The organism is Sagittula salina (assembly GCF_017813235.1).
GTDB lineage: Bacteria > Pseudomonadota > Alphaproteobacteria > Rhodobacterales > Rhodobacteraceae > Sagittula > Sagittula salina.
The window spans coordinates 36,990-58,088 of record NZ_JAGISH010000014.1 but is presented as its reverse complement, the minus strand read 5'-3'; the positions used below and the strand labels follow the sequence as shown (position 1 = coordinate 58,088).

Genomic DNA, 21,099 nt, shown 5'->3' with positions numbered 1-21,099 from the left:
ACGCTTTGCGCGCCGTTTGCTTCACCTTTGCCCCGTGTCCCAATCCTGAACAAAAAGCCGGTGAAAGTATTGTGGATAAGTCGCCCATTTTTGCAAGCTCTTGTTTGCACTTTCATTCGCCTGGCGGATTTACCGGCAAATTTCTGAGCGTCTCGGTGGCGTTTTCGATGCGGGCCTGCGCTGTCCCCTTGCTCAGTGGCAGCAGCTCGGGGGCCTCTTCGGTGAGGGTGCGCGCGATCTCCACCCAGCCGGGCAGTTCCGTAAGCGCCGGAAAGGCGGCGGCGATCTCGGCGGTGCGCTCGTGATCCTGCGCACGGTAGGCAGAGAGCAGCGTCCGGATCGCGTCCGGCAGCGGCATTGCGGGGCCGAGCCGCGCATGCAGCGCCGCATAGGCCGAGTTCGCCCGCGCCCAGTCCTGCCGGTCGAACCACGCCTGCGCGCGCAGGCGCAGGGCCTGCGGAGGCGCATCCGGGGCGGGCTCTGCCAGAAGTTCCGCCGTCTGCCCGGTCTCGTCGAGATAACGGGCCGCGACGATGGCGCGGCGGGCGCGCAGTTCCGGGTCCGTCGGCTCCGGGCGCGCGGCCAGCAGCGAACCCAGCGTTTCGAACTGACCGCCGCGCAGCAGCGCCTCCGCCTCCTTCACCGCAAGTCGGTCCAGCTGGTTCGGCGCGGGCGCGCCCAGCCCGAGGTCCTGCATCGCCGCGAGGTAGTCCGAGGTCGTGGCATATTCCCGCGCCGCCACCGTCGTGGCGCCAGTCAGCAGGAAGGTATCGGCCAGCGTCTCGGCGGCATTGGCAAAGGCGGGGGTGAAGCGAAAGTAAGAGGCGATGCGGTCATGCGCGGACAGGAAGGGCCCCAGCGCGATCTCGCCCGCCGCGCCCTTGCGGTAGAATTCGCCAAACAGCGCGCGTGCTTTCTGGCGGGCCTCCTTCGCGGCGTCGCCTTCAGGGTGGCGCTGCATGAGCTTGCCGTAGGTCTCGATGGCTGCAATCTCGTCACCGGCGATGATCTGTAGCGAGGCCAGCGCGTCCAGCGTGAGGCGCGCGTGCCTGTCGCCGCGCCAGACTTCCGTCTCCTGCCGCAGGAGGGTGACCGCCTCGGTGGGGTCGGCGGCCTCGTGGCGCAGCGCCAGGTCGACGATGGCGCGCCGCGCGCGGTGCGCCCAGAGGTCGCGCCCGTCCTGCGCCATCGCGTAGCTGTCAAAGGCGGCCAGCGGCTCGTTTCCCGCTTCGGCGGCGCGTCCAAGAAGGTAGTGATAGGCCGTTCCGCCGCGCAACCCCTCGTAACCGTCGAAGGCCGCCGCCAGGTCACGCGCCAGCCGCCATTGCTCCGTCTCGATGGCGCATTCGAGGAACCCCGGCAACACGCGTTCCTGCACCGGTTTGGGAAAGCGCGCCAGCCGCGCGACCGCCTCGCCCAGAAGTGGCGCGGCCTCCGTGCAGTCGGTCTCCCGCAAGTGGGACAGAACGAGGAACAATGGCTGATCCGGCCAGTCCTTGTGCTTTGGCGACAGCAGGGCGCGGGCCCGGTCCGTCAGCGGATGCCGACGTGGATCGATCAGCCCCAGCGCCAGTTCAAAGGCGCTGGCGCGCAGCTTGTGCGCGGGCGGCAGGCGCTTGCCGTCGAGGCCGCCCAGAACCGACAGGCCCTCGGGCGCCATGGCGTGGGCAAAGAGAAACTCGGCCAGATCGGTCAGCGCGCGGGCGCGATCCGACGAGCCTTCCGGCGCGGCTTCGATGGCGGCCATCAGCTTGCGCCGCTCCTCAAGGAAGGGCTGTGGGTCGCGCTGCTTGAGATAAAGCACTGGCGGGTCGATGGCGTCCAGCGGCGGCAGAAGCACCTTGGTCAGCCCGGTCGGAACGATGGCGGCATTGCCCGCCCCGAGGTCCGCCCCAAGGCCCACTACTGGCAGGAGCGGTGCGGAACCCGACTCCCGCGCCAGCGCCGGACAGGCGCACAGCAGCAGCGCCAGAACCGCCGCGTGCCTGCCCTGAAGAGCACAAGAATAGGACAAATCCTCGCTCGCTTTCGCCACGTTTATGCTTGCTTTATCCTAGCGTTTCTCGCACATTTGGCAAGAACAGAATAAGAAAACGATGAATTGTCGGATTCGAAGTCATGGATAATTCCACTTATGTAGCGTTGTCGCGTCTCGTGGTCCTCGAGCGTCAGCTCGACGTCACCTCGAACAACATCGCCAACGCCAATTCCAGCGGCTTCAAGGCCGAACGCGTTCTGTTCGAGAGCTACCTCGATCAGGACAGCGGCGCGGCGGCCGAGCAGGACACCAGCTATGTCATTGACCGGGGGTCTTACCTCGACAACAGCCCCGGCACGGTGGTGCAGACCGGCAACCCGCTGGACCTGGCGCTGGCCGGACCGGGGTGGTTCGCCTACCGGATGGCCGACGGGCGCACCGGTTATGGCCGCGACGGCGGCTTTGTTCTGGACGCGCAGGGGCGGGTGATGACCGCCAGCGGCGCGCAGGTGTTGGACCCCGCCGGCGCCCCGTTGGAATTGGCACCGGAATTCGCCGCCTCAGCGACGATCTCCAACGACGGCGTGATCTCCTCGACGCAGGGCGCGGTCATGGGACAGGTGGGCATTTTCACCCTGCCCGACCGCCAGTCCCTGAACCGGGTCGGAGGCGGCATGTTCGTGCCGCAGGAGGGCGCGGAAGGACTGCAGCCAGACGACGGCGCCACCCAGTTGATGCAGGGGGCGCTGGAATCCTCCAACGTCCATTCCGTGACCGAAGTCACCCGACTCATCGACATCCAGCAGGCCTATCAGCACGCGCTGAACCTGATCTCCACCAACGACGACCTGAAAAAGGAAATGCTGAGCCGCATCGGCCGTAACGGCTGATGAGGACCGGATGAAAAGGGACATCACATGAAGGCCTTGGGCATCGCAGCGACCGGCATGATGGCGCAGCAGACAAACGTCGACGTCATCTCCAACAATATCGCCAATGCGAACACCACCGGTTTCAAGAGCGCGCGCGCCTCGTTCACCGACCTGATCTACGAAAACCAGGCCCGCGAAGGCGCTGCGACCTCGGAGCAGGGCACGACCCGCCCCGTCGGGCTGGACGTGGGCCTGGGCGTGCGCGCCGTGGGCACCGTGCGGCTGAATACCCAGGGCGGCCTGACCGAAACGCAGAACCAGCTAGACGTCGCCATCGACGGGCGCGGCTATTTCACCGTCAACATGCCGGACGGAACGCAGTCCTACACCAGGGACGGTTCCTTCCGGCTGTCCGCGCAGGGACAGATCGTCAACCACCAGGGTTTCGAGGTCGATCCCGGCATCGTGCTGCCAGACAACACCACCTCCGTACAGATCAGCGAATCCGGCATCATCAGCGCCTTCGTCGAGAACGAGACCTTGCCCGTCGAAGTCGGACAGATGACCCTGACCACCTTTGTCAACGATGCCGGGATGCGGCCGCTTGGCAACAACCTGTTGCAGGCCACCGAGGCTTCGGGCGACCCGGTCCCCGCGCTGCCGGGGGATGCCGGGATCGGCATTCTGCGTCAGGGTTACCTGGAATCCTCGAACGTGGACATCATCCGCCAGATCACCGACCTCATCCAGGCGCAACGGGCCTACGAGATGAACTCGAAGGCCATCGAGACCGCCGACCAGATGATGTCCGCGGCCAACCAGATCAAGTAAGCCATGCACCGCGCCCTCCCGCTCCTGCTTGCCGCCTTGACGCTGCTCGCCCCCGCCCTCCGGGCGGAAACGCCCGACGTTCTGATCGACGAACAGGTCCGTCAGAACTGGGAGGGCCGCCTGCCCATCGACGCAGTGCTGAAGCTGCGCTTTACCCAAGGCGCGGATCTGCAGGACGCCGACCTGATCTCCGCCTTCTGGATGGATCGGGACACCGGGCGGTTTCTCGCCAATGCGGTGACCGAGGACGGGCTGACCCACCGCCTGGCGGGTATCGCCGTTGCGCAGCTTTCGATCCCGGTGCCGACGCGCCAGTTGATGCCGGGCCAGATCGTGTCGAAGTCCGACTTCAACATGGTCGACCTGCCGCTGCGCCGCGTCGGAGCCTATACCGTCACCGCCGCCGAGGACCTTGAGGGTATGCAAGTGCGCCGGATGCTGTCGCCCGGCCGTCCGGTCATGTCGCAGTCGGTCATCCAGCCGCTGGTCATCACGCGGGGCGACAAGGTCAACATTCTCTATGACGACGGCCGCCTTGTGGTGACCGCCCCGGGACGCGCACTGGACGATGCCCACAAGGGGCAGGACGTGCGCATCGTCAATCTTGTCAGCAACACGCCTCTCGTGGCCATCGCCCGCGAAGAAGGCCTTGTCGAGGTAATCCGATGACACGCTCCCGTCTTTCCCTTTGCACCGGCCCCGTCCTCCTGGTCATGGCGGGGTGCAGCTCTCCTGTCTTCGACCGCGAACCGGAACTCAGCCCGGTCGGCGTCGATCAGCAGCAGCTGACCGAAGCGCGGACGGTCAACGTGCCGATGCCGGCGCCGGAACCCGCGCGGATGCCCTACCGGGCAGAGGCCGCGTCGCTCTGGGAAACCGGCTCCACCGGCTTCTTCGGCGATCAGCGGGCCACCGAGGTCGGCGATATCCTGACCATCGTCATCGACATCAGCGACGCGGCAAGCCTGCGGAATTCCTCGAGCCGCGAGCGATCCGGGCAGAGTACCCTCGCCTTCCCGAAGTTCTTTGGCTACGGCACCCAGATCGACAAGGTGCTGCCCGGCGTCGGGCCGGAAGATCTGCCGCAGGACAACCTCGTCGATATCAGCTCCTCCACCGGTGCGTCAGGCAAGGGGGCAATCAAGCGCGACGAAAGCATCTCGCTGCGCATGGCGGCGCTGGTGGTGCAGGAACTGCCGAACGGCAATTTCGTGGTGATCGGCCGGCAAGAGGTTAAGGTGAACGAGGAACTGCGTGAACTGCGCGTCTCTGGCATCATTCGCCAGCAGGACATCGACCGCGACAATACCATTCCCTACGACAAGATGGCCGAAGCTCGAATCGGCTACGGTGGGCGCGGCGCCGTTTCGCGGCAGCAGGCACGCGGCTACGGCGAAGACATCATGGACGTCATCCTGCCCTATTGATCGTTTCCCGTCCGGCGTCGATCGGCGCCCGACCTGCGGATTGGTGACCGGAGCGGGAAATCGCCCCGGTTCGGTCACGATCCAAAGACACTAAAGCCCGAATCCCCCATCATGGTCGACGGCGACCTGGAGAATTCGGGATTCCAAGATGAAGAAAATTATCATCGCATTTACGGCCCTGCCCATCCTGTGCGGGGCTGCGGGCTATGCGGGAGGAGAGATCCTTTTCGTCGCAGAACCCGCAAGCGACCAACACGCCAGCAATGCCACCCCCGCCCGCTCTGCCGCCGAGCGGGCGCTCGATGCACTGGCCGAGAGCGAGCCGCAAATCTCCTCCATCGAGGACGACACGCGGCACATGCCCTCCGCCAGCAAAAGCAGTGGCCATGCCTCCGTGCAGGAAATGACGCCGACGAAGGCGTCCATGACCCGGCCGGAGCCGGTCTCCGACGCCGCCGTGGTCCGACTGGGCCGCATGAGCGTTCCTGTCTACCGCGCCAATACCGTTACTTACGTGGTTTCCGACGTGGGCGTGGCGATGAAGGACAGCGCTGCGGCGGGGATCTATGCCGAGGCGGAGAATGCATCCCGCCTGCGCGATGCCATTCTGACCTCCATGCACCATGCCGCGACCACCGCGCTGATGACCGGGCCCAGTATCGACACGGAGAAGCTGTCGGAGAAGCTGGCCTCCGACCTGCGGGACGGGTTCGGCGCCGATGTATCCGACGTGCTTTTCCTGTCGCTGATCAAGGCAGACGTGCCCCGCATCTAAGCGGGGCAGTTGCCGCGAGCCGGGCAGTCATGCCCCGGCTCGCCCAAACGGGAAGACCGCTCAGCGAACTTCCTCGACCAATCCGGCCGCGACGCTGCGGCCGTTTTCCAGATGCAGCGTCGCCAGCCCGTCCTCGAAGGTCATGCTGGCCACCTGGGCCGAGGCATAGGCCTGCGCCGGGACCGTGTAGCCCTCGGCGTCCAGGGCCTCCACCACGACGTTGTAAGTGCCGTCCGGCACCTGAAGCCCCTCGTAGTCGTCACCATCCCACGTGATCTGGTGCACCTCGCCGCCGGTCGTCCCGCTGCCGTCCAGCATCCGCAAGAGCGTGCCGTCGGCGGCCTGCACCGAAATCCGCACCGCTGCGGCGTCAGCGCTCAGACGATAGCCGACGGTGGCCGAGCCATCCGCGAGCGAGACCTGATCGCCCGGCGCGACAACGGTCCTGCCGATCAGCGACAACCCCGACACCGCCGCCATGCTCGACAGCTGCGTCGCAATGCCGTCCAGCTTGTCATTGGTCGATACCGCCTGTTCCACCTGGCTCAACTGCGCCAGCTGGCTTATGAAAGTGGTGCTGTCCATCGGCTCCAGCGGGTCCTGGTTCTGGATCTGCGCCGTGAGCAGCGTGATAAAGCTCTGGTAGTCCTCGCTGAGCTGGCTCATGGAGGCCGAAGCCGTCGGGGCCGCCGAGGATGCGGCCGTCAGGCCGAGGGGGTCAATGGCCATGCGGGTCTCCTTGTTTCACACCCTGATGTCGACACCGCCCGCCGCGACCTGCAACGGGATATCGATGTCCTGTTCGGCGGGCGCCTCGCCGGAAAAGGCCGAAAAGCCCTGCCCCTGCGGAGCGCCCTGTCTCTGGCCTTGCCGGGTGCCCTGCCCGCCCATGTCGGCAAAGGTCAGGCTGCTGTTGTCCAGTGCGTGCCCGGCGTCCCGCAGAAGCGCCACCAGCCCGTCGCGGTCCGCCCTTAGCGCGGTCAGCACCGACGCCTGTTCGGCGCGTACCGTCACCTGGAGCCGCCCGGCTTCGTCCGGCGCGAGGTCGATTTCCAGCGCCCCCAGCCCCTCGGGCCGTAACGCCACGCGGATGCGGCCATCCTCCGAAACCTTGCCGCGCACCTGATCCAGCACCTGACGCGGCTCGACGGCCACCTCTGGTCGTGCCGCCTGGGCCACGGGGACCGGCTCGGCGCTGGTCCGATAGGCACGCAGGCTGTCCACCGGGCTCGCGGCCATGGCATCCCCCTCCATCGCAGGGGAAAACCTCACGGAATCTGCTTCCGGCGCGCCCGTCAGCGCGGCGATCACTTCCCGAAAGCTCTTTGTCCGCGCATCTCCCTGCGTGGTCAGCGTCTCGACGAGGTCGCGGGTCAGCGGTTCGATCGTCTCGGGGTCAATTCGCGCGGCCTCGCCCGTCGCCTGGACCCGCTGCGACGTCTGCGCCTCCGCTAGCCGCGCAGCCAGCCGGTCCAGAGCCTTGCCTGCTCCCGGCGCGTGCTGTGTTCCGGTTGCCCCGGCGATGGCCTTTGCCAGTGCGACCACGTCCGCCGCGTCACCCTTGGGAAGCAGGCTCTGCCCATCGGCGTCGACCGGTTCGGGCACTCCGGCCCCTTCCAAAACGAGGCACAGAGCGGTTCGGGCATCCGCCTGGGAAAGCACGGTCGTCAGTCCGCCGACCAGCGGCGCCAACATGGCCGTGCGCTCGGCGTCACCCAGATCCGCATCCTCCATCATTGCCGCCAACCGTGCCAGCCCGTCCCGCAGCGCCGCGGCATCTTCGCCCGCAAGCGTGGCCTGCGCTGCTGCCAACCGCTCCGGCGTCAGGGTGAGGGACAGTTCTTCAGCCAATTGGGCCAGTAGCGCATCGCGCTCACCTTCGGAAAGGTTCGGATCGGCCAACTTCAGGAAATCGGCCCCGGCACCCTCTGCCGTGGCGTCCCCGCCCTCCGGCGTGGCCGTCGTTACCGACTGCAGGAGTGACAGCATCGCCCCGAACAGCCCGCCCTCTGCGGCGGGCTTCTCCGCACTGGTCGCACCCTCGCCCGCCGCGGGGAGGGTGTTGAAAAGCGCCATCAGCTTCATCGCGCGACGATCCTTCGGTTGGAACCCGCAAGCGCAGGCGATTGCCACGCGCCATACCGGGCCGGGCCCGGTCCTAACTCTGATCTCATGGCGGGTTGGCCTGTTTGTTATCTGCTCTTTACAAGATCAGATAAGCACAAACCGCCGACATCATAAACATAATTGTGGATCAGTCCGGGTTGAAGGCCTTTGGAAAGCTGCTCGGGACCCGGGCGGGGCCACGGACAGGCGCGCCGAAGATCGCACGCAGGACGGACTCCATCCGGGCGACCCATGCCGAAAGCGAGATCGGCTCCGCCGCGACGTCCAGCAGCGCGTCGGGGATCTGCGAGGGGTCCGGCGCGGTAAAGAATGGATCGAGCGCGCGCAGGTGCATCAGGAAGGGAACCTGAACGAGGAAATCGGGCCGCGTGAACATTGTCGGGTCAGTCGCCTTCGCACCGCCCCAGATCCGCCCGAGGCTGCGGGCCATGCCGATGCAGAACCGCGCGGCGTCGAACCCGGCGTCCCGCGCACCCATGTGGCGGGCGCGGCGCGCGGCCACATGCGCGGAGACAAAGAGCGCGTCTGTTTCGCGCTCCATCGGCAGGCCGCCGGTGCGGATCATCAGGTGCAGCGCTTCGACGACAGCACCGCCCAGTTGCTCGGCCTCGCATTCTGCATCCTGCGGCAGCAGCAGGACCAGCGTATCATACGGAAGATCGAGCGGCAGTTCCTCGACCAGCACATCGCCCAGCGGCAATGCCGGCGCCAGTTCCAGCGAGTCGGCGAGTGCCAGCGGATTGCTGCAGGCCCCGCCCGCCTTCAACGCCACATGGCGCACAGGCAGCAGGGCGTGAAAGGCGGTTTCGAAACGGGCCCGTGCGGCACGGTCCGGTACTGTCACACCGTCCTGCCAGATCAGGCAAAGCACGTCTCCGCTCTTCATGTCTTGGTCTCGCTTGCGTTGTGTCGTCCCATCTCGAACACTATTGGTGCGCAGGGATCGCCGGAAGCGGCCAAATGTTAACCGAGCCACCATATAGAGGGTCAGGTTGACTCAGGGCACCAAGATACGCGAATCGGATTGCTTTAGGTTAAGCCATTTTGAATCTTGGGAAATTCTCTGGGAAATACCGGTTCGCCCGCCCATCGCCGTCGCTCACAAGCCCTGAGTTTTCTTAACAAAACGTTAACGAGACACCAATATACAGTCCAGGACTGCATAAAAACCACGAAATGTTGTGGATAACCGCGCCGAAAGGGCTGAGATACCTACTGTGCCGCAGGGGCAGCTATCTCTTTAGGATAGGCGATGGTGATGCTGATCCGACGATTTTCGGGCGCGTCGGGCTGATCGGGGTCCAGCGGATCGGTGTCCGCCACGCCGGAGATTCGCGCAATCCGGTCGCTGCCCACGCCGCTCTCCACCAGAACCCGCCGGGTCGCCGCCGCGCGGTCGGCTGAAAGCTCCCAGTTGGAGTAGGCCGTGGCGCCGGAATAGGGCACGGAATCCGTGTGGCCGGAAATCATGATGTCATTCGGCAGATCGGCCACCGCGTCGGCGATGACCGAAAGCAGACCGCGTGTCAGGTCGTCGACCCGCGAACTGCCCTTGTCGAACATCGAACTGCCGGAGCGGTCGACCAGCTGGATCTCAAGCCCCTCGGACGTGCGCTCGAACCGCAGATTTTCGGACAGGGCACGCAGCGCGGGGGTATCCACAACCTTGTCCATGATCTCGCTTTGCAGGTGCACCTGGGCCGCCTGCCATTCACTCTCGGCCTGCGCCGCCTCGGTGGCTTCCTGCGCTTCGCGGGCGGCTTCCAGCGCGGATTGCTCCGAAGGCGGCTTGGCAGACCCGGAGGTGTCGTATTCCACCACGACCTCCGGCGCCTGGTCGCGCAGACGGCTGTCGAAGACCGCGAGCGGGTTCTCCTGCCCGAAAGTGGGCACCTTGACCGGCGTTGCCGCGCCCTCGCCGGCGTCGATCGCACCATCCGCCGCCGTGACGGTGCCATCCAGAAGCCCGTCCCCCGCGCGGTGGGATTGCGACAGGCTGGGGCTGAAGTAATCCGCCAGACCTTGCAGTTTCTCTTCGTCGGAAGAGGCAAGAATCCACAGCAGCAAGAAAAAGGCCATCATTGCGGTCATGAAGTCCGCGTAGGCGACCTTCCAGCCACCGCCGTGATGCCCGTGATCGCTGTCCTCTTCGACCCTCTTGATGATGATCGGTTGCTCGTTACTGGCCATTGGGTCTGCTTAGTCCTGACCCACCGGAGAGCGGTCGTATTTGCCCAGCCCCTTCGCCTTGGCGTGGGCCGCCTTCTTGCGCGAATAGCTGGGCGCGACGAGCGGCACGTCCTCCGCCAGGCCAAAGGTGGCGCGATACGCCGCCTCCGTCATACCGTGTTCGGAACCCAGATGCCGCTTCAACATCTTGAAGCCGCGCCCGCAACACAGGCAGTAGACCTTATCCTCCGTTACCGCGCTTTCGGGCGACAGGGCAGGACGGCCCTGCACCACCGTGTCGGCGGCGACCGCCGACGGGCCTGTCAGCTCATCACTCAGGCGGTGATAAAGCTGCACGATATCGTCCGGCCCCACGTCGGGGCGCGAAGCATAGGCCGCCACAATGCGTCCGATTGCGCTTCTGGTGTCTTCCTGACCTGCCATGCTTCCGCCTCGCGACGCTGTATAACCTTGCCTATTGTAGCGCACTTTTCACGAAACCCAAGCTTATCCTTGGTCTTTCATGGCACGAACTGCACTGCGCCGCTCTATGTATGCATCGGAAACGAGGGGGGCGTCGTCCGAAAGTCCCCATTTCGTGCGGTAATCCTTGGGTGTCATGTCGAGCGTTTCGCGCAGATGGCGGCGCATCAGATGCATCCGCTGGCCAGTCTCAAGGCAAGTCAGCGGACCGGAGCCGGAACTGGGCGGCGCCCGCCGGGATGCCCAAACACGCCGCAACACGCGCAACACAATACTCTTCATACGCCGGGTCTCACCAACTTGTTCTCGACGCAAGGGCCGGATATGTCTACAGCTTTCCAAGGGCGCCCCCGCGAAGGCCCGCGCAGGCCGGTGCCCGCGCCGAAAACGTCGCGCCCGACCAAAGCAAGAAGCGCCCGACCACCAAGCAGCCCATGTCTTCCCGATCTTCCTTTACCCTTGTCGTCGAACGCAACGCCCCGCTCCGCAACGAGTGGGCCGATCTGATGCGCGGCGCCGGCCTGCCGCGCGTGCTCAAACGGACCCGTCCCAGCGAGGTGGGCGCGCTGATCGCCCCGGGAGAACCGCTGTCTGCCATGATCGTCGGGCTTTCCGCGCGCGGCGCGCAGGATAACGCCATGCTCTCTCTGATCGCCAGTGTGCGGCGCCAGATCGAGGACGCGGTGATCCTTGCCGTCGATCACGGCGACCGCAGCGACGGCGCGGTGGCAGCCTTTGCCGCAGGGGCCGACGATGCCCTGCGGGCGAACCCCAACCCGGCTGAACTGCGCGCCCGGCTTGCCGCGCGCCTCAGCCGGGCAGACAACAGCCCGTTCCGCGCCGCCTGGGTGGCGCAGCTGGGCCTGACCCCGATCGAAGAACGTATCTTTGCCTGCCTCAGCGCCCGCCGCGACGAAATCGTGACCCGCTCGGCGCTGGCTCAGGAACTGGGAGAGACCGACTGGCAATACGGCGACCGACGCTTTGACGTGCACATCGCGCGCATCCGTCAAAAACTGCGCGAGCGGGCGGGCGGAACATGCGACGTTCGCACCATACGTGCGCAGGGTTACGTTCTGCAGTCCCCGATGCATCGCCCCCCGCCCCTCTGATCTCATCGGTTCCGCGCGCGGTGAACGAGTTCCTGCAGGGCGCTCAGTTCGGTCCGTACGTTGGAGGGCATTTCCACGGCGTTGATCATCGTACCCAGGGTCAGACCCACCATGGTAACGGCGATCATCCCCATCGACATGGGCGACAGGAACCCGCGGCGGCGCGGGCCCGCCTCTGGCTGCGGCGCGGGGGGCGGCAGCAACACGCCGGGCGTAACAAAGACGCCCCGGCCCGTGATGGTGACCTCCGCCGCGCGTGCGCCCGCGGCAAGCCTGCGCCGCACGCTGTCGGGGAAGCGCGACTCCGGCATGTCGATGACCAGCGGCTCACCCGGCTTCCAGTCGTCCACCGCCTTGCGCGGAACAACGAAACGCGCCGATTCCTCGCTGAAACCGACCTCCTGCACCAGCCGCGTGACGGTCTTTATCGTCACCTGCTCGGGCGCCAGCAGCAGACGCACGCCGCGGTGATCCACCCGCAATTCGGCGTCGAGGATTTGCCAGTCTTCGGCCGATAGCGCCTCGGCCGGGACGTACCCCTCGGGGATCGCATTGGTTCGGCGCTTTACCGGCGGCGTCGAGCGCAGTTCCGACAGATGCAGGCGCGGGCGCCAGCGGAACGGCTGCACCACCGGCTCTGCCTTGCGCCCCTTCCCGGAGTCGGGTTTCAAAGCGACAGCCTTGGCCGCGATCTTCTCTGCCAGGGCGGCCTTCGCGGCACGCTCCTTCTCGAATCGGTAGTTCAGCAGGAAATCCGCCGCCAGTTCGGCGATGTCGCCTTCGCTTTCAACCAGCGCCAAAAGCTTTTGCTGATCGGAAAAAACGATGCGTCTGGTGGGGTGGCCTGCCATTTCCGGCACCACGGCAAAGCCGCCCTTGTCGGCACCCAGCAGGGCCGCCGCCTTGCGCAGAACGGCCGTCTCGCGATCCTCCTCCGCATGATGCAGCAGCATCTCGCAGGCCCCCGCGGCGTCGAGACACAGCACAAGCCCGACCTCTGCCGGCCAGTCACCGAACACCGTCGCGAGGTCGCTGGCCTCGAAGAAATATGCAAGCTTTTCGGCGCTCACGGTAGCAACTTCCTAGCCTGTTCTTGAATGTCCGAAATCTATTCTTGTTTATACTTGAACCGATGTCAAATATCCATATGAACTAACAAGAAGAGATTGGACGCCCGGCACCACATCGCAACGACGGGAGAGCATGGACCATGACACTCATCCTCGGACTACTACTCGTTTTCGGCCTCGTCTTCGGGGGGTTCATGCTGTCCGGCGGCAAGATGGACATTGTCCTGCACGCGCTGCCCTTCGAAGGCATGATGATCATCGGCGCCGCGCTTGGCGCATTCGTGATCGCCAACGGCTTTCATGTCATCAAGGGTTCCGCCGCAGGCATCCTCAAGGTGATGAAGGGTCCGAAGTGGAAGGGGCAGGACTACACCGACCTGCTCAATCTGATGTTCGAGCTTACGCGCCTTTACAAGACACGCGGGATCATCGCCCTCGACGGTCACATCGAGCAGCCCGAGAGCAGCGAGATCTTCTCGCGCTATCCGAAGATCATGGCCGACCATTTCGCCGTCGACCTCATCCGCGACAGCTTTCGCATGTTGTCGATGCAGTTCGAGGACAAGTACGCCACCGAGGACGTGATCACGCGCAAGATCAAGAAGCACCACCATGAATCGCTGGAATCGGCCAATGCCATCCAGCAGGTGGCCGACGGCCTGCCCGCCATCGGCATCGTTGCCGCCGTCCTGGGCGTGATCAAGACGATGTCCTCCATCGACCAGCCGCCGGAAATCCTCGGCTCGATGATCGGCGGGGCTCTGGTTGGGACCTTCCTCGGCGTATTCCTCGCCTATTGCATGGTGCAGCCGATCTCTGGTCGACTGAAGCAGATCGAGGACGAGGACGGCATTTTCTACCACGTGATCCGCGACGTCTTTGTTGCGATGGTCTCCGATCACCCGCCCAGCATCTGCGTCGAGATCGGCCGGGGCAATATCCCGACGCGCATGCAGCCGGATTTCTACGCTGTCGAGGCGTTGCAAAAAGAACTGCCCGCAGCATGACCGGGCGCGGGCTCATCTGCCTTTGCCTGCTCTTCTGCGTGCCGGGCTCTGCCTTGCGGGCGGCGAGCGGTCCGGAAGATGGCGCCGGAGCCAAGGACCCCGCCTTCCGCTCTGCGGCCAAGGCCGGGCAACTCAGCGTCCTGCCCCCGTCCGGCGCAGGGTTCGACCCCGCCACGCTCGCCGCAATCCGCCTGAAGCTGTCGGGCGCGCCCGCCGACAGCGATCCGCAGACGCCCACTGCGAAACCCGATCACTCTAATGGCCACTGACCCCCGCAGGCTGCGCGCGCTCGAGATCATGGCCCGCGTGAAGCGGCTGGAGACGGAGGACAAGGCGCGCGCCGTAGGCGAAATCCGTGCCCGCATGAGCACCTTCGAAGCGGAGAAAGAAGCGCTGCTGGGGCGGCTGACCGGCGAATCCCGCATCGAAGGATTGGAGGGCGCGCCCTACCTCGGGCGGTTTATCCGCTCCATCCGGCAGGAGGTAGACCGCAACACCGCGGCGGCTGCGAAGCTCGCCCCCGAACTGGCGCGCGCAGAGGATGCGCTGCGCGACGCGCTGGCCGAACAGAAGACTTTCGAGATCCTGCACCAGACCCGTCTGCGCGAAGAACGCATCGAAAAGGCGAAACGCGAGGAAAAGGCTCAGGACGAAATATCGCTCCTGCGCTGGGGCCAGCCCGACCGGGTCTAGGGCGCGATGCCCGCCTCGTCGAGGCAGGCCGCGAGCGCGGCGAAGGTTTCTCCCGCCGCGGTCGCTTCGCGCTTGCCCTGCGTCAGCAGCGTATCGAGCGGACCGCTCAGGCGTATGGCGGCGTCGACATCCGCATCACTGCCTTTGCGATAGGCGCCGATGCGGATCAACTCCTCCATGTCGGCATACCGCGCGGCGGCCCGCCGGGCGGCGCGGTAGATCGCAAACTCCTCCGGCGTGTGGCAGTCCGGCAGCATCCGCGAGATCGAGCGCAGCAGGCTGACCGCCGGAAAGCGCCCCTGCTCCGCTATACGGCGGTCCAGCACGATATGCCCGTCCATGATCCCCCGCACCGCATCCGCCACCGGGTCATCCATGTCGCCGCCGTCCACAAGCACGGTATACAGCGCGGTAATATCGCCGCTTTCACCCGTGCCGGGTCCGGCACGCTCCATCATGCGCGGCAGTTCGGTGAAGGTGGTGGGCGGGTAGCCTTTTGCCGTCGGCGGTTCACCCCCGGCCAGTCCGATTTCCCGCTGCGCGGCAGCAAAGCGCGTCACGCTGTCGACAAGCAACAGGACCTGTTTGCCCTGATCGCGGAAATGCTCCGCCACCGCCGTCGCTGTCCAGGCCGCCTGCCGCCGCATCAAAGGTGGTTCATCCCCGGTGGAGACCACAACGACCGAACGCTCCAGCCCCTCCGCGCCCAGATCGTCCTGAATGAAATCCTGCACTTCGCGGCCGCGCTCACCGACGAGGCCGACCACGATCACGTCAGCCTCCGCATTGCGAGCCAGCATCGCCATCATCGTCGACTTGCCGACACCGGAACCCGCAAAGACCCCCATGCGCTGCCCCCGGCAAAGCGGTGTGAAGGCGTCCATCACCCGCACCTGCGTCGACAGGCGGGGCCCGACCCGGCGGCGCTGGAACGCGGGCGGCGGCGCGGCCCGCAAGGCCCGGGGCTCCGCCCCTTCTGGTAGGCGTCCCTGCCCATCCAGCGGCCGCCCGAGCGCGTCCATCACACGTCCGATCCACGCATCGTCCGGGCGCAACTCAGCCCCGCCCTGCGTCACGCTCACCCGGTCGCCCACCCGGACACCGTCCCACGTGCCGAAAGGCAAAAGCCGCGTGCCCGCCGCGTCGATGCCGACGACTTCGGCCAGCACCGGTCCGCCACTGCCTTCCACCGTGCAATGCGCCCCGATTCCCACCGCACGTTGCAGGCCGGACACTGTCAGTACCAATCCGAGCGCGGAGACGACCTCCCCTGCGACGCTGGCCCTGTCCATGCCCCTGGCAAGACTAGTTAGCTCTGAAAACGCGGTATGCATGACGTCTATCCATTGCAGTGCGTGTTTTAATCATGTTATCCTTGTATCAAGGAAAAGGAAACGCCTCATGAAGCTTGGTGAGATGTCATTCTTTCAGCTCGCGTCCCAGCGGATGAGCTGGCTGGGCACGCGACAATCGGTGATTTCGCAGAACATCGCCAACGCCGACACGGCGAATTACAAGGCGAAGGAAATCAGCGCGTTCGATGAAATGGTGCAAAAGAACGCACCCCGGCAAGGACTGGCCGTGACCAGCGCTCAGCACATTACCGGCGATCAGGCCACGCCAGAGGGCGTCCGCGTCGACATCGACCGCGACGCGCCGGAATCGAGCATAAGCGGCAATACCGTACAATTGGAACAGCAGACCATGGCCGCCGCCGACGTCGCAGGCAGCTACCGGCTCGCGGCCGAGCTTTATCGCAAGGGCCACGCCCTGCTGACCATCGCCGCCACCGGCACGCGCTGAAGGGAAATACCATGGATCCCCTGAAATCAGTTCTCTCCGTCGCCGCCAGCGGCATGCGCGCCGAGGGCCAGCGTTTGAAGATCGTCTCCGAGAACGTCGCCAACGCCAATTCCACCGGCACCGCAGCGGGCGAAGATCCCTACCGCCGCAAGATGGTGTCCTTTCAGGAAGTCGTGGACCGCGATTCGGGCGCCTCCATGGTCGAGGTCGAAAGCGTGTCTTATGACACCTCCCGGTTCGAACTGCGCTACGACCCGTCGCACCCGGCCGCCGATGGCGAAGGCTTCGTCAAGATGCCCAATGTCTCGACCATTCTGGAAATGAGCAACATGCGCGAAGCATCGCGCAGCTATCAGGCCAACCTCAACATGTTCGAAACCGCACGCGGAATGCGTTCGCAGTTGCTCGATCTGCTCAAATAGGACGTGATCCGGCATGGCTGATCCCCTCACCACCTCCCTGCTCTCTGTCAATCAGGCCTCGGGCGCCTATCGTGCGTCGCGCGAGATGTCGTCACTGCAAGTGCCGCCGACCGCCGAAGAGACGCAGAACACCAGCTTTGGCGATATGCTCGCACGCGCCGGGCATGATGCGGCGGCATCCATGCGCGAGGCCGAGGCCACAGCCAAGGGCGGGCTCACCGGCTCCGCCAGCACGCAGGCCGTGGTCGAGGCGACGCTGGAACTGGACTCCACCGTGCGGGTGGCTGTTTCGGTTCGCGACAAGTTGGTCGAAGCCTACCAGGAAATCACCCGAATGCCGATCTGACGCGCAGGAGGCGGGCAGTGAACGAGAGCGATACCTACGCAGTCCTGTCCGACGCCCTGCTTGCGGTGCTCTATGCGGCCGGGCCGATCATGGCGATCGCGCTTGTCGTCGGTCTGGCCATCGCTCTGTTTCAGGCGCTGACCCAGATCCAGGAAATGACCCTGACATTCGTGCCAAAGATCGTGGCCATATTCATCGGCCTGCTGGTCTTCATGCCATTGATGTACACGGTCGTGAAATCGCTTTCGGACCAGGCCTTTGACATGATGATGAACGGGGGCCTGTAATGGTAGCCTTGCTGCGCCGGGTCGGACTGCTTGCACTGGCGTTGCCCGCCCTGCTGGCCGGGACACGGCCCGGACAGGCGGAATGGGCCGATTTCTACCGCCCCGCTCCCCGCACCGAGGCCGCGCTTGCCGAACCCCTGCAGACGCCCCGGCCCGCCTCCGGCGACGCCAGCGGCGCCTGCATCCGCGAGATCCTGCACGCTCAACTGCGCTACCGCATCCCCGGCAACCTGCTGCTGGCCATCGGACTGCAGGAGGCCGGGATCATGCACAAGGGCGAACTGACCGTCTGGCCCTACGCCGCCAACGCCGAGGGCGACGGGCGCTATTTCCCCGATGCCGACGCGGCTTCGGACTGGGTACGGGCGCAACTCGATGTGGGCGTCGAATCGGTCGACGTGGGCTGTATGCAGATCAATCTGCGCTGGCACCCGGAGGCCTTCGTGACCCCGGAACAGGGCTTTGACCCGGCCCGCAACGTGGATTACGCGGCGCGGTTCCTGACCCGGCTCCACAGCCGGACCGGGGACTGGACCACCGCCGCCACGCGTTATCATTCAGGCACCGAGCAATATCAGACCGCCTACCTCGATCGCCTCAAGGGCAACCTCCAGATCGCCAACGACCGGCTCGACACCTTCCGCGAACTGGCCGCCGCGAGCGGGGGTGGAAACACCACGGGCCGCATGCCGCATCTTTCGACCCAGGACGCGCGGCCCCAGCCGCCCGCCCTGCCCGCCAGCCACTTCTGGACCTCCGAAATCACCCGCCGCAGCGGCGCCGCCGAGGAAGGCGCTCGCAGCCTGTACGGACGCGAAGTCATCGCCCCGCTCCTGCCCGCCTTCCGAAAGATGTTCTGATGTCCGCGACCGAGCCTTCTTCTTCCGGCCTGCTGGGCCGCGGCATGGCCAACCGGGACGTCGGCTTTGCCATCGGTGTGACCCTGGTGCTGGCGGTGCTCTTCGTGCCGCTGCCGCCGGTGATCCTCGACTTCGGTCTGGCGGTCTCCCTGTCGCTGTCGGTGCTGATCCTGATGGTCGCGTTGTGGATTCCGAAACCGCTCGACTTCAACAGCTTCCCGACGCTGCTGCTGGTCGTGACCATGCTGCGACTCTCGCTCAACGTCGCCTCCACCCGGCTGATCCTGTCGGAGGGCCACACCGGCCCCGGTGCCGCTGGCGGCGTGATCGAAGGTTTCTCGCGATTCATCGTGTCGGGCAACTTCATCATCGGGGTGGTCGTCTTTGCCATTCTCGTGGTGATCAACTTCGTCGTCATCACCAAGGGCTCGACCCGCATCGCCGAAGTCACCGCGCGCTTCTCGCTCGATTCCATGCCCGGCAAGCAGATGGCCATCGACGCCGACCTCGGCGCGGGCATGATCGACGAAAACCAGGCGCGCGCCCGCCGCAAGGAACTGGAGGGCGAAAGCGGCTTTTACGGCGCGATGGACGGTGCGTCGAAGTTCGTGCGCGGCGACGCGGTGGCGGGCATCATCATCACGCTCATCAATGTTATTGGTGGTATTCTGATCGGCGTAGCGCAGCATGACCTTTCGCTGTCTGAAGCCGCGAATTTCTACACCGTGCTGACCATCGGCGACGGGCTGGTGACGCAGGTTCCGGCGCTGATCGTTTCGCTCGCGGCGGGCCTCATCGTCACCAAGGGCGGCACCGAGGGTGCCACCAACGAGGCCGTTCTTGGTCAGCTGTCCCGCTTCCCCAAGGCGCTTTACATGGCGGCGGCGCTGCTTTTCGGCATCGGCCTGCTGCCGGGTTTCCCCAGTTTCGTCTTTGGCGCACTGGCGGGCCTGATGGTCTTTCTGGGCGTGATGGTGAACCGCAGGATCGCCGCCGACAAGTCCAGCGCCCAGCAGGCGGAGGCCGCCCGTCAGAAGGCCGAAGCCGCCCCCGCCGAGGACGACATCAAGGACACGCTGAAGCTCGACACCATCCGGCTCGATCTGGGGCAGACGCTGGTCCCGCTGATTTCCAGCAGCGACGCCGCGCTGACGGGCAAGATCCGCAGCCTGCGCAACCTTTTTGCCCGCGAATTCGGCTTTGTCCTGCCCTCCGTGCGGATCAAGGACGACCCGATGCTGGACGCCCAAAGCTACGCACTGGTGGTACAGGGCGTGGAGGTGGCGCAGGGTCAGATCCGGCCGCAGGGTCTCATGGTGGTGAACCCCGGCGACTGTCCGATCCCCGGCGAACGCGGCCATGACCCCACCTTCGGCCTCGAAGCGCTGTGGATCGACGCGAAGGACGGCCCCCGCGCCGAGGCGCTCGGCCTGACCGTGGTCGACCCGGAAAGCGTCATCATCACCCACCTGACGGAGGTGGTGAAGGATCACCTGCCCGAACTCATGACCTACGGCGCGACGCAGGCGCTGATCGAGGGACTGGACCGCGAGTATCAGAAGCTGGCGCAGGAAATCCCCGGCAATGCGCCGATGGTTCTGATCCAGCAGGTGTTGCAAATGCTGCTGGCGGAACGCGTTTCCATCCGCAACCTGCCAATCATCATCGAGGCCATCGCCGAGACCAAGCGCAACACCTCCAACGTCACCGAGATCACCGAGGGCGTGCGCCGCCGCCTCTCCAACCAGATCTGCAAGTCTCTGGCGGACGGCTCGGGTTTCATCCCCGTCATCTCCATGAGCGCGACATGGGAAAAGGAATTCCTCGAAGCGCTGCGTGTCAGCGGCGACGAGCGCAACTTTGTCATGTCGCCCCAGCGGGTGCAGGAATTCGTCCTGCAGACCCGCCGCGAAATCCAGAAATTCGCAGAGCAGGACAAATGGCCCGCGCTGCTGGTCAGCCCGGAGGTGCGCAGCTTCGTGCGCTCCATGCTGGAACGCGTCAGCCCGATGACCGTCGTGCTGTCGCACAACGAGGTCCACCGCAAGGCCGCGCTGCGCACCGTCGCAACCATCGGGCAATGAACCTCGCCGCGCTCCTGACGGTCGAATTCCTCGGCGTCGCGATGGTCTTTGCCCGCATCGGCGCGGCGCTTATGTTCGTTCCCGCATTTGGCGAAAGTTTTGTGCCCGTCCGGCACCGGCTGGCTTTCGCGATCCTCTTGTCGCTGGCGCTCTATCCGCTGGTGCCGATCGGGCCGCTGTCACTGAGTGACCCGGCGAAACTGATCGGCAGCTTCGCGATCGAGATCACGCTGGGCATCTGGTTCGGCATGACTGCGCGTATCCTGCTGAGCACGCTGCAATTCGTCGGCGATCAGATCGGCTTGACCATCGGCCTGTCGAATGCCTTCTCCTCGCAGCTCGGGTCCTTTCAGGGCGGTACGATGATCTCGACCGGGCTGACGCTGGGCGGACTGGCGGTCATCTTCGCCACCGATCTGCACCACCTCATCATCGACGCGCTTCTTCTTGGCTATGACGTCTTCCCACCGGGGCGGATCATGCCCGGCGATCTTGCGCAGCAGATGATCCGCGCTGCCGGGCAAAGCTTCTACCTCGGGCTGTCGATCGCCGCGCCCTTCTACGTGATGGGGCTGCTTGCAAACCTCGGGATGGGACTGGCGGCGCGCATGATGCCCGCGCTGCCGGTGTTCTTTGTCGCCGCCCCCGTGCTGATCGCCGCGGGCCTGCTGGTGCTTGCCATGGCCACCCCGGTCATGCTGCGCGAATTCGCCGAACGCCTGGCACAATGGCTGGGCCTTCTGGTGTTCTAGA

25 protein-coding genes are annotated in these 21,099 nt (G+C 65.4%); 16 read left to right on the top strand and 9 right to left on the bottom strand.

Translation table 11 applies throughout. From position 1 onward, the window contains the following. Window positions 1–112 precede the first annotated feature (112 nt). On the bottom strand, window positions 113–2,035 hold the full coding sequence (locus J5474_RS19080; protein ID WP_209363061.1) for a hypothetical protein: 1,923 nt from the start codon (window positions 2,033–2,035) through the stop codon (window positions 113–115). 83 nt (window positions 2,036–2,118) lie between these two features. Here J5474_RS19080 and J5474_RS19075 point away from each other — a divergent pair, with 83 nt between their 5' ends. The 5 genes from J5474_RS19075 to J5474_RS19055 all read left to right on the top strand — a co-directional run bounded on the left by J5474_RS19075 (window position 2,119) and on the right by J5474_RS19055 (window position 5,883). Further along, entirely contained in the window at window positions 2,119–2,868 is a 750-nt protein-coding gene (locus tag J5474_RS19075) for a flagellar hook basal-body protein (RefSeq protein ID WP_209363059.1), read from the top strand. Window positions 2,869–2,895: 27 nt separating this feature from the next. Then, window positions 2,896–3,681 carry a flagellar basal-body rod protein FlgG gene (flgG, locus tag J5474_RS19070; RefSeq protein ID WP_209363057.1) on the top strand — a complete coding sequence of 262 codons (786 nt, stop codon included), beginning with the start codon at window positions 2,896–2,898 and terminating at the stop codon, window positions 3,679–3,681. Window positions 3,682–3,684: 3 nt separating this feature from the next. Continuing rightward, window positions 3,685–4,350 (top strand): flagellar basal body P-ring formation chaperone FlgA, encoded by a 666-nt coding sequence (gene flgA / locus J5474_RS19065; protein WP_209363055.1) that lies wholly within the window; start codon window positions 3,685–3,687, stop codon window positions 4,348–4,350. Beyond that, the gene (locus J5474_RS19060; RefSeq protein WP_209363052.1) at window positions 4,347–5,108 is read left to right on the top strand and encodes a flagellar basal body L-ring protein FlgH; all 762 of its coding nucleotides are present in this window, start codon (window positions 4,347–4,349) and stop codon (window positions 5,106–5,108) included. Before flgA ends, J5474_RS19060 begins: the two co-directional genes overlap by 4 nt. A 148-nt stretch (window positions 5,109–5,256) precedes the next feature. Beyond that, window positions 5,257–5,883, top strand: a complete 627-nt coding sequence (locus J5474_RS19055; protein WP_209363049.1) for a hypothetical protein — start codon at window positions 5,257–5,259, stop codon at window positions 5,881–5,883. 60 nt (window positions 5,884–5,943) lie between these two features. On the opposite strand, the gene J5474_RS19050 is transcribed toward J5474_RS19055, so the two are convergent. The 6 genes from J5474_RS19050 to J5474_RS23320 form a co-directional block, all read right to left on the bottom strand. Then, the gene (locus J5474_RS19050) at window positions 5,944–6,612 is read right to left on the bottom strand and encodes a flagellar hook assembly protein FlgD (RefSeq protein ID WP_209363047.1); all 669 of its coding nucleotides are present in this window, start codon (window positions 6,610–6,612) and stop codon (window positions 5,944–5,946) included. A gap of 15 nt (window positions 6,613–6,627) precedes the next feature. Next, entirely contained in the window at window positions 6,628–7,968 is a 1,341-nt protein-coding gene (gene fliK, locus J5474_RS19045; RefSeq protein WP_209363045.1) for a flagellar hook-length control protein FliK, read from the bottom strand. Window positions 7,969–8,137: 169 nt separating this feature from the next. Further along, window positions 8,138–8,896, bottom strand: coding sequence for a hypothetical protein (locus J5474_RS19040; RefSeq protein ID WP_209363042.1), 759 nt, complete (start codon window positions 8,894–8,896; stop codon window positions 8,138–8,140). Window positions 8,897–9,222: 326 nt separating this feature from the next. After that, on the bottom strand, window positions 9,223–10,200 hold the full coding sequence (locus J5474_RS19035; protein ID WP_209363040.1) for a flagellar motor protein MotB: 978 nt from the start codon (window positions 10,198–10,200) through the stop codon (window positions 9,223–9,225). 9 nt (window positions 10,201–10,209) lie between these two features. Beyond that, the gene (locus J5474_RS19030) at window positions 10,210–10,623 is read right to left on the bottom strand and encodes a Ros/MucR family transcriptional regulator (RefSeq protein ID WP_209363038.1); all 414 of its coding nucleotides are present in this window, start codon (window positions 10,621–10,623) and stop codon (window positions 10,210–10,212) included. A 63-nt stretch (window positions 10,624–10,686) separates the two neighbouring features. Continuing rightward, window positions 10,687–10,944 carry a MucR family transcriptional regulator gene (locus J5474_RS23320; protein WP_425342902.1) on the bottom strand — a complete coding sequence of 86 codons (258 nt, stop codon included), beginning with the start codon at window positions 10,942–10,944 and terminating at the stop codon, window positions 10,687–10,689. Window positions 10,945–11,096: 152 nt separating this feature from the next. Here J5474_RS23320 and J5474_RS19020 point away from each other — a divergent pair, with 152 nt between their 5' ends. Continuing rightward, window positions 11,097–11,774: a winged helix-turn-helix domain-containing protein gene (locus tag J5474_RS19020; protein ID WP_209363034.1), complete on the top strand. Its 678-nt coding sequence runs from the start codon at window positions 11,097–11,099 to the stop codon at window positions 11,772–11,774. Between the two features lie 2 nt (window positions 11,775–11,776). Here the strand turns inward: J5474_RS19020 and J5474_RS19015 are convergent, their stop codons facing one another. Further along, the gene (locus J5474_RS19015; protein ID WP_209363031.1) at window positions 11,777–12,844 is read right to left on the bottom strand and encodes a hypothetical protein; all 1,068 of its coding nucleotides are present in this window, start codon (window positions 12,842–12,844) and stop codon (window positions 11,777–11,779) included. Between the two features lie 140 nt (window positions 12,845–12,984). Here J5474_RS19015 and motA point away from each other — a divergent pair, with 140 nt between their 5' ends. The 3 genes from motA to J5474_RS19000 are packed head-to-tail and all read left to right on the top strand — an operon-like array spanning window position 12,985 to window position 14,544. Further along, complete coding sequence (gene motA, locus J5474_RS19010; protein ID WP_209363029.1) at window positions 12,985–13,851, top strand: flagellar motor stator protein MotA; 867 nt, start codon at window positions 12,985–12,987, stop codon at window positions 13,849–13,851. Further along, entirely contained in the window at window positions 13,848–14,120 is a 273-nt protein-coding gene (locus J5474_RS19005) for a hypothetical protein (protein WP_209363027.1), read from the top strand. Before motA ends, J5474_RS19005 begins: the two co-directional genes overlap by 4 nt. Next, window positions 14,110–14,544 carry a flagellar export protein FliJ gene (locus J5474_RS19000; RefSeq protein ID WP_209363025.1) on the top strand — a complete coding sequence of 145 codons (435 nt, stop codon included), beginning with the start codon at window positions 14,110–14,112 and terminating at the stop codon, window positions 14,542–14,544. The genes J5474_RS19005 and J5474_RS19000 overlap by 11 nt, the downstream gene beginning before the upstream one ends. Here the strand turns inward: J5474_RS19000 and fliI are convergent. Beyond that, window positions 14,541–15,878, bottom strand: a complete 1,338-nt coding sequence (gene fliI / locus J5474_RS18995) for a flagellar protein export ATPase FliI (protein ID WP_209363022.1) — start codon at window positions 15,876–15,878, stop codon at window positions 14,541–14,543. The two genes, J5474_RS19000 and fliI, sit on opposite strands and share 4 nt — an antisense overlap. Window positions 15,879–15,945: 67 nt before the next feature. Between fliI and J5474_RS18990 the strand changes: the two genes are divergently transcribed. From J5474_RS18990 to J5474_RS18960, 7 genes are read left to right on the top strand one after another with little or no spacing between them, the layout of a single operon-like run. Continuing rightward, a complete protein-coding gene (locus J5474_RS18990) occupies window positions 15,946–16,347 on the top strand; it encodes a flagellar basal body rod protein FlgB (protein ID WP_209363020.1) in 402 nt (133 codons plus the stop codon). Window positions 16,348–16,358: 11 nt separating this feature from the next. Beyond that, the gene (gene flgC, locus J5474_RS18985) at window positions 16,359–16,769 is read left to right on the top strand and encodes a flagellar basal body rod protein FlgC (protein ID WP_209363018.1); all 411 of its coding nucleotides are present in this window, start codon (window positions 16,359–16,361) and stop codon (window positions 16,767–16,769) included. A gap of 13 nt (window positions 16,770–16,782) precedes the next feature. Further along, window positions 16,783–17,115: a flagellar hook-basal body complex protein FliE gene (fliE, locus tag J5474_RS18980; protein ID WP_209363016.1), complete on the top strand. Its 333-nt coding sequence runs from the start codon at window positions 16,783–16,785 to the stop codon at window positions 17,113–17,115. Window positions 17,116–17,132: 17 nt separating this feature from the next. Continuing rightward, window positions 17,133–17,402, top strand: coding sequence for a flagellar biosynthetic protein FliQ (locus J5474_RS18975; protein ID WP_209363015.1), 270 nt, complete (start codon window positions 17,133–17,135; stop codon window positions 17,400–17,402). Continuing rightward, window positions 17,402–18,262 (top strand): lytic transglycosylase domain-containing protein, encoded by an 861-nt coding sequence (locus J5474_RS18970; protein WP_245216590.1) that lies wholly within the window; start codon window positions 17,402–17,404, stop codon window positions 18,260–18,262. Before J5474_RS18975 ends, J5474_RS18970 begins: the two co-directional genes overlap by 1 nt. After that, the gene (gene flhA, locus J5474_RS18965; protein WP_209363014.1) at window positions 18,262–20,346 is read left to right on the top strand and encodes a flagellar biosynthesis protein FlhA; all 2,085 of its coding nucleotides are present in this window, start codon (window positions 18,262–18,264) and stop codon (window positions 20,344–20,346) included. Before J5474_RS18970 ends, flhA begins: the two co-directional genes overlap by 1 nt. Then, window positions 20,343–21,098: a flagellar biosynthetic protein FliR gene (locus J5474_RS18960; protein ID WP_209363013.1), complete on the top strand. Its 756-nt coding sequence runs from the start codon at window positions 20,343–20,345 to the stop codon at window positions 21,096–21,098. Before flhA ends, J5474_RS18960 begins: the two co-directional genes overlap by 4 nt. The last annotated feature ends 1 nt before the right edge of the window (window position 21,099 follow it).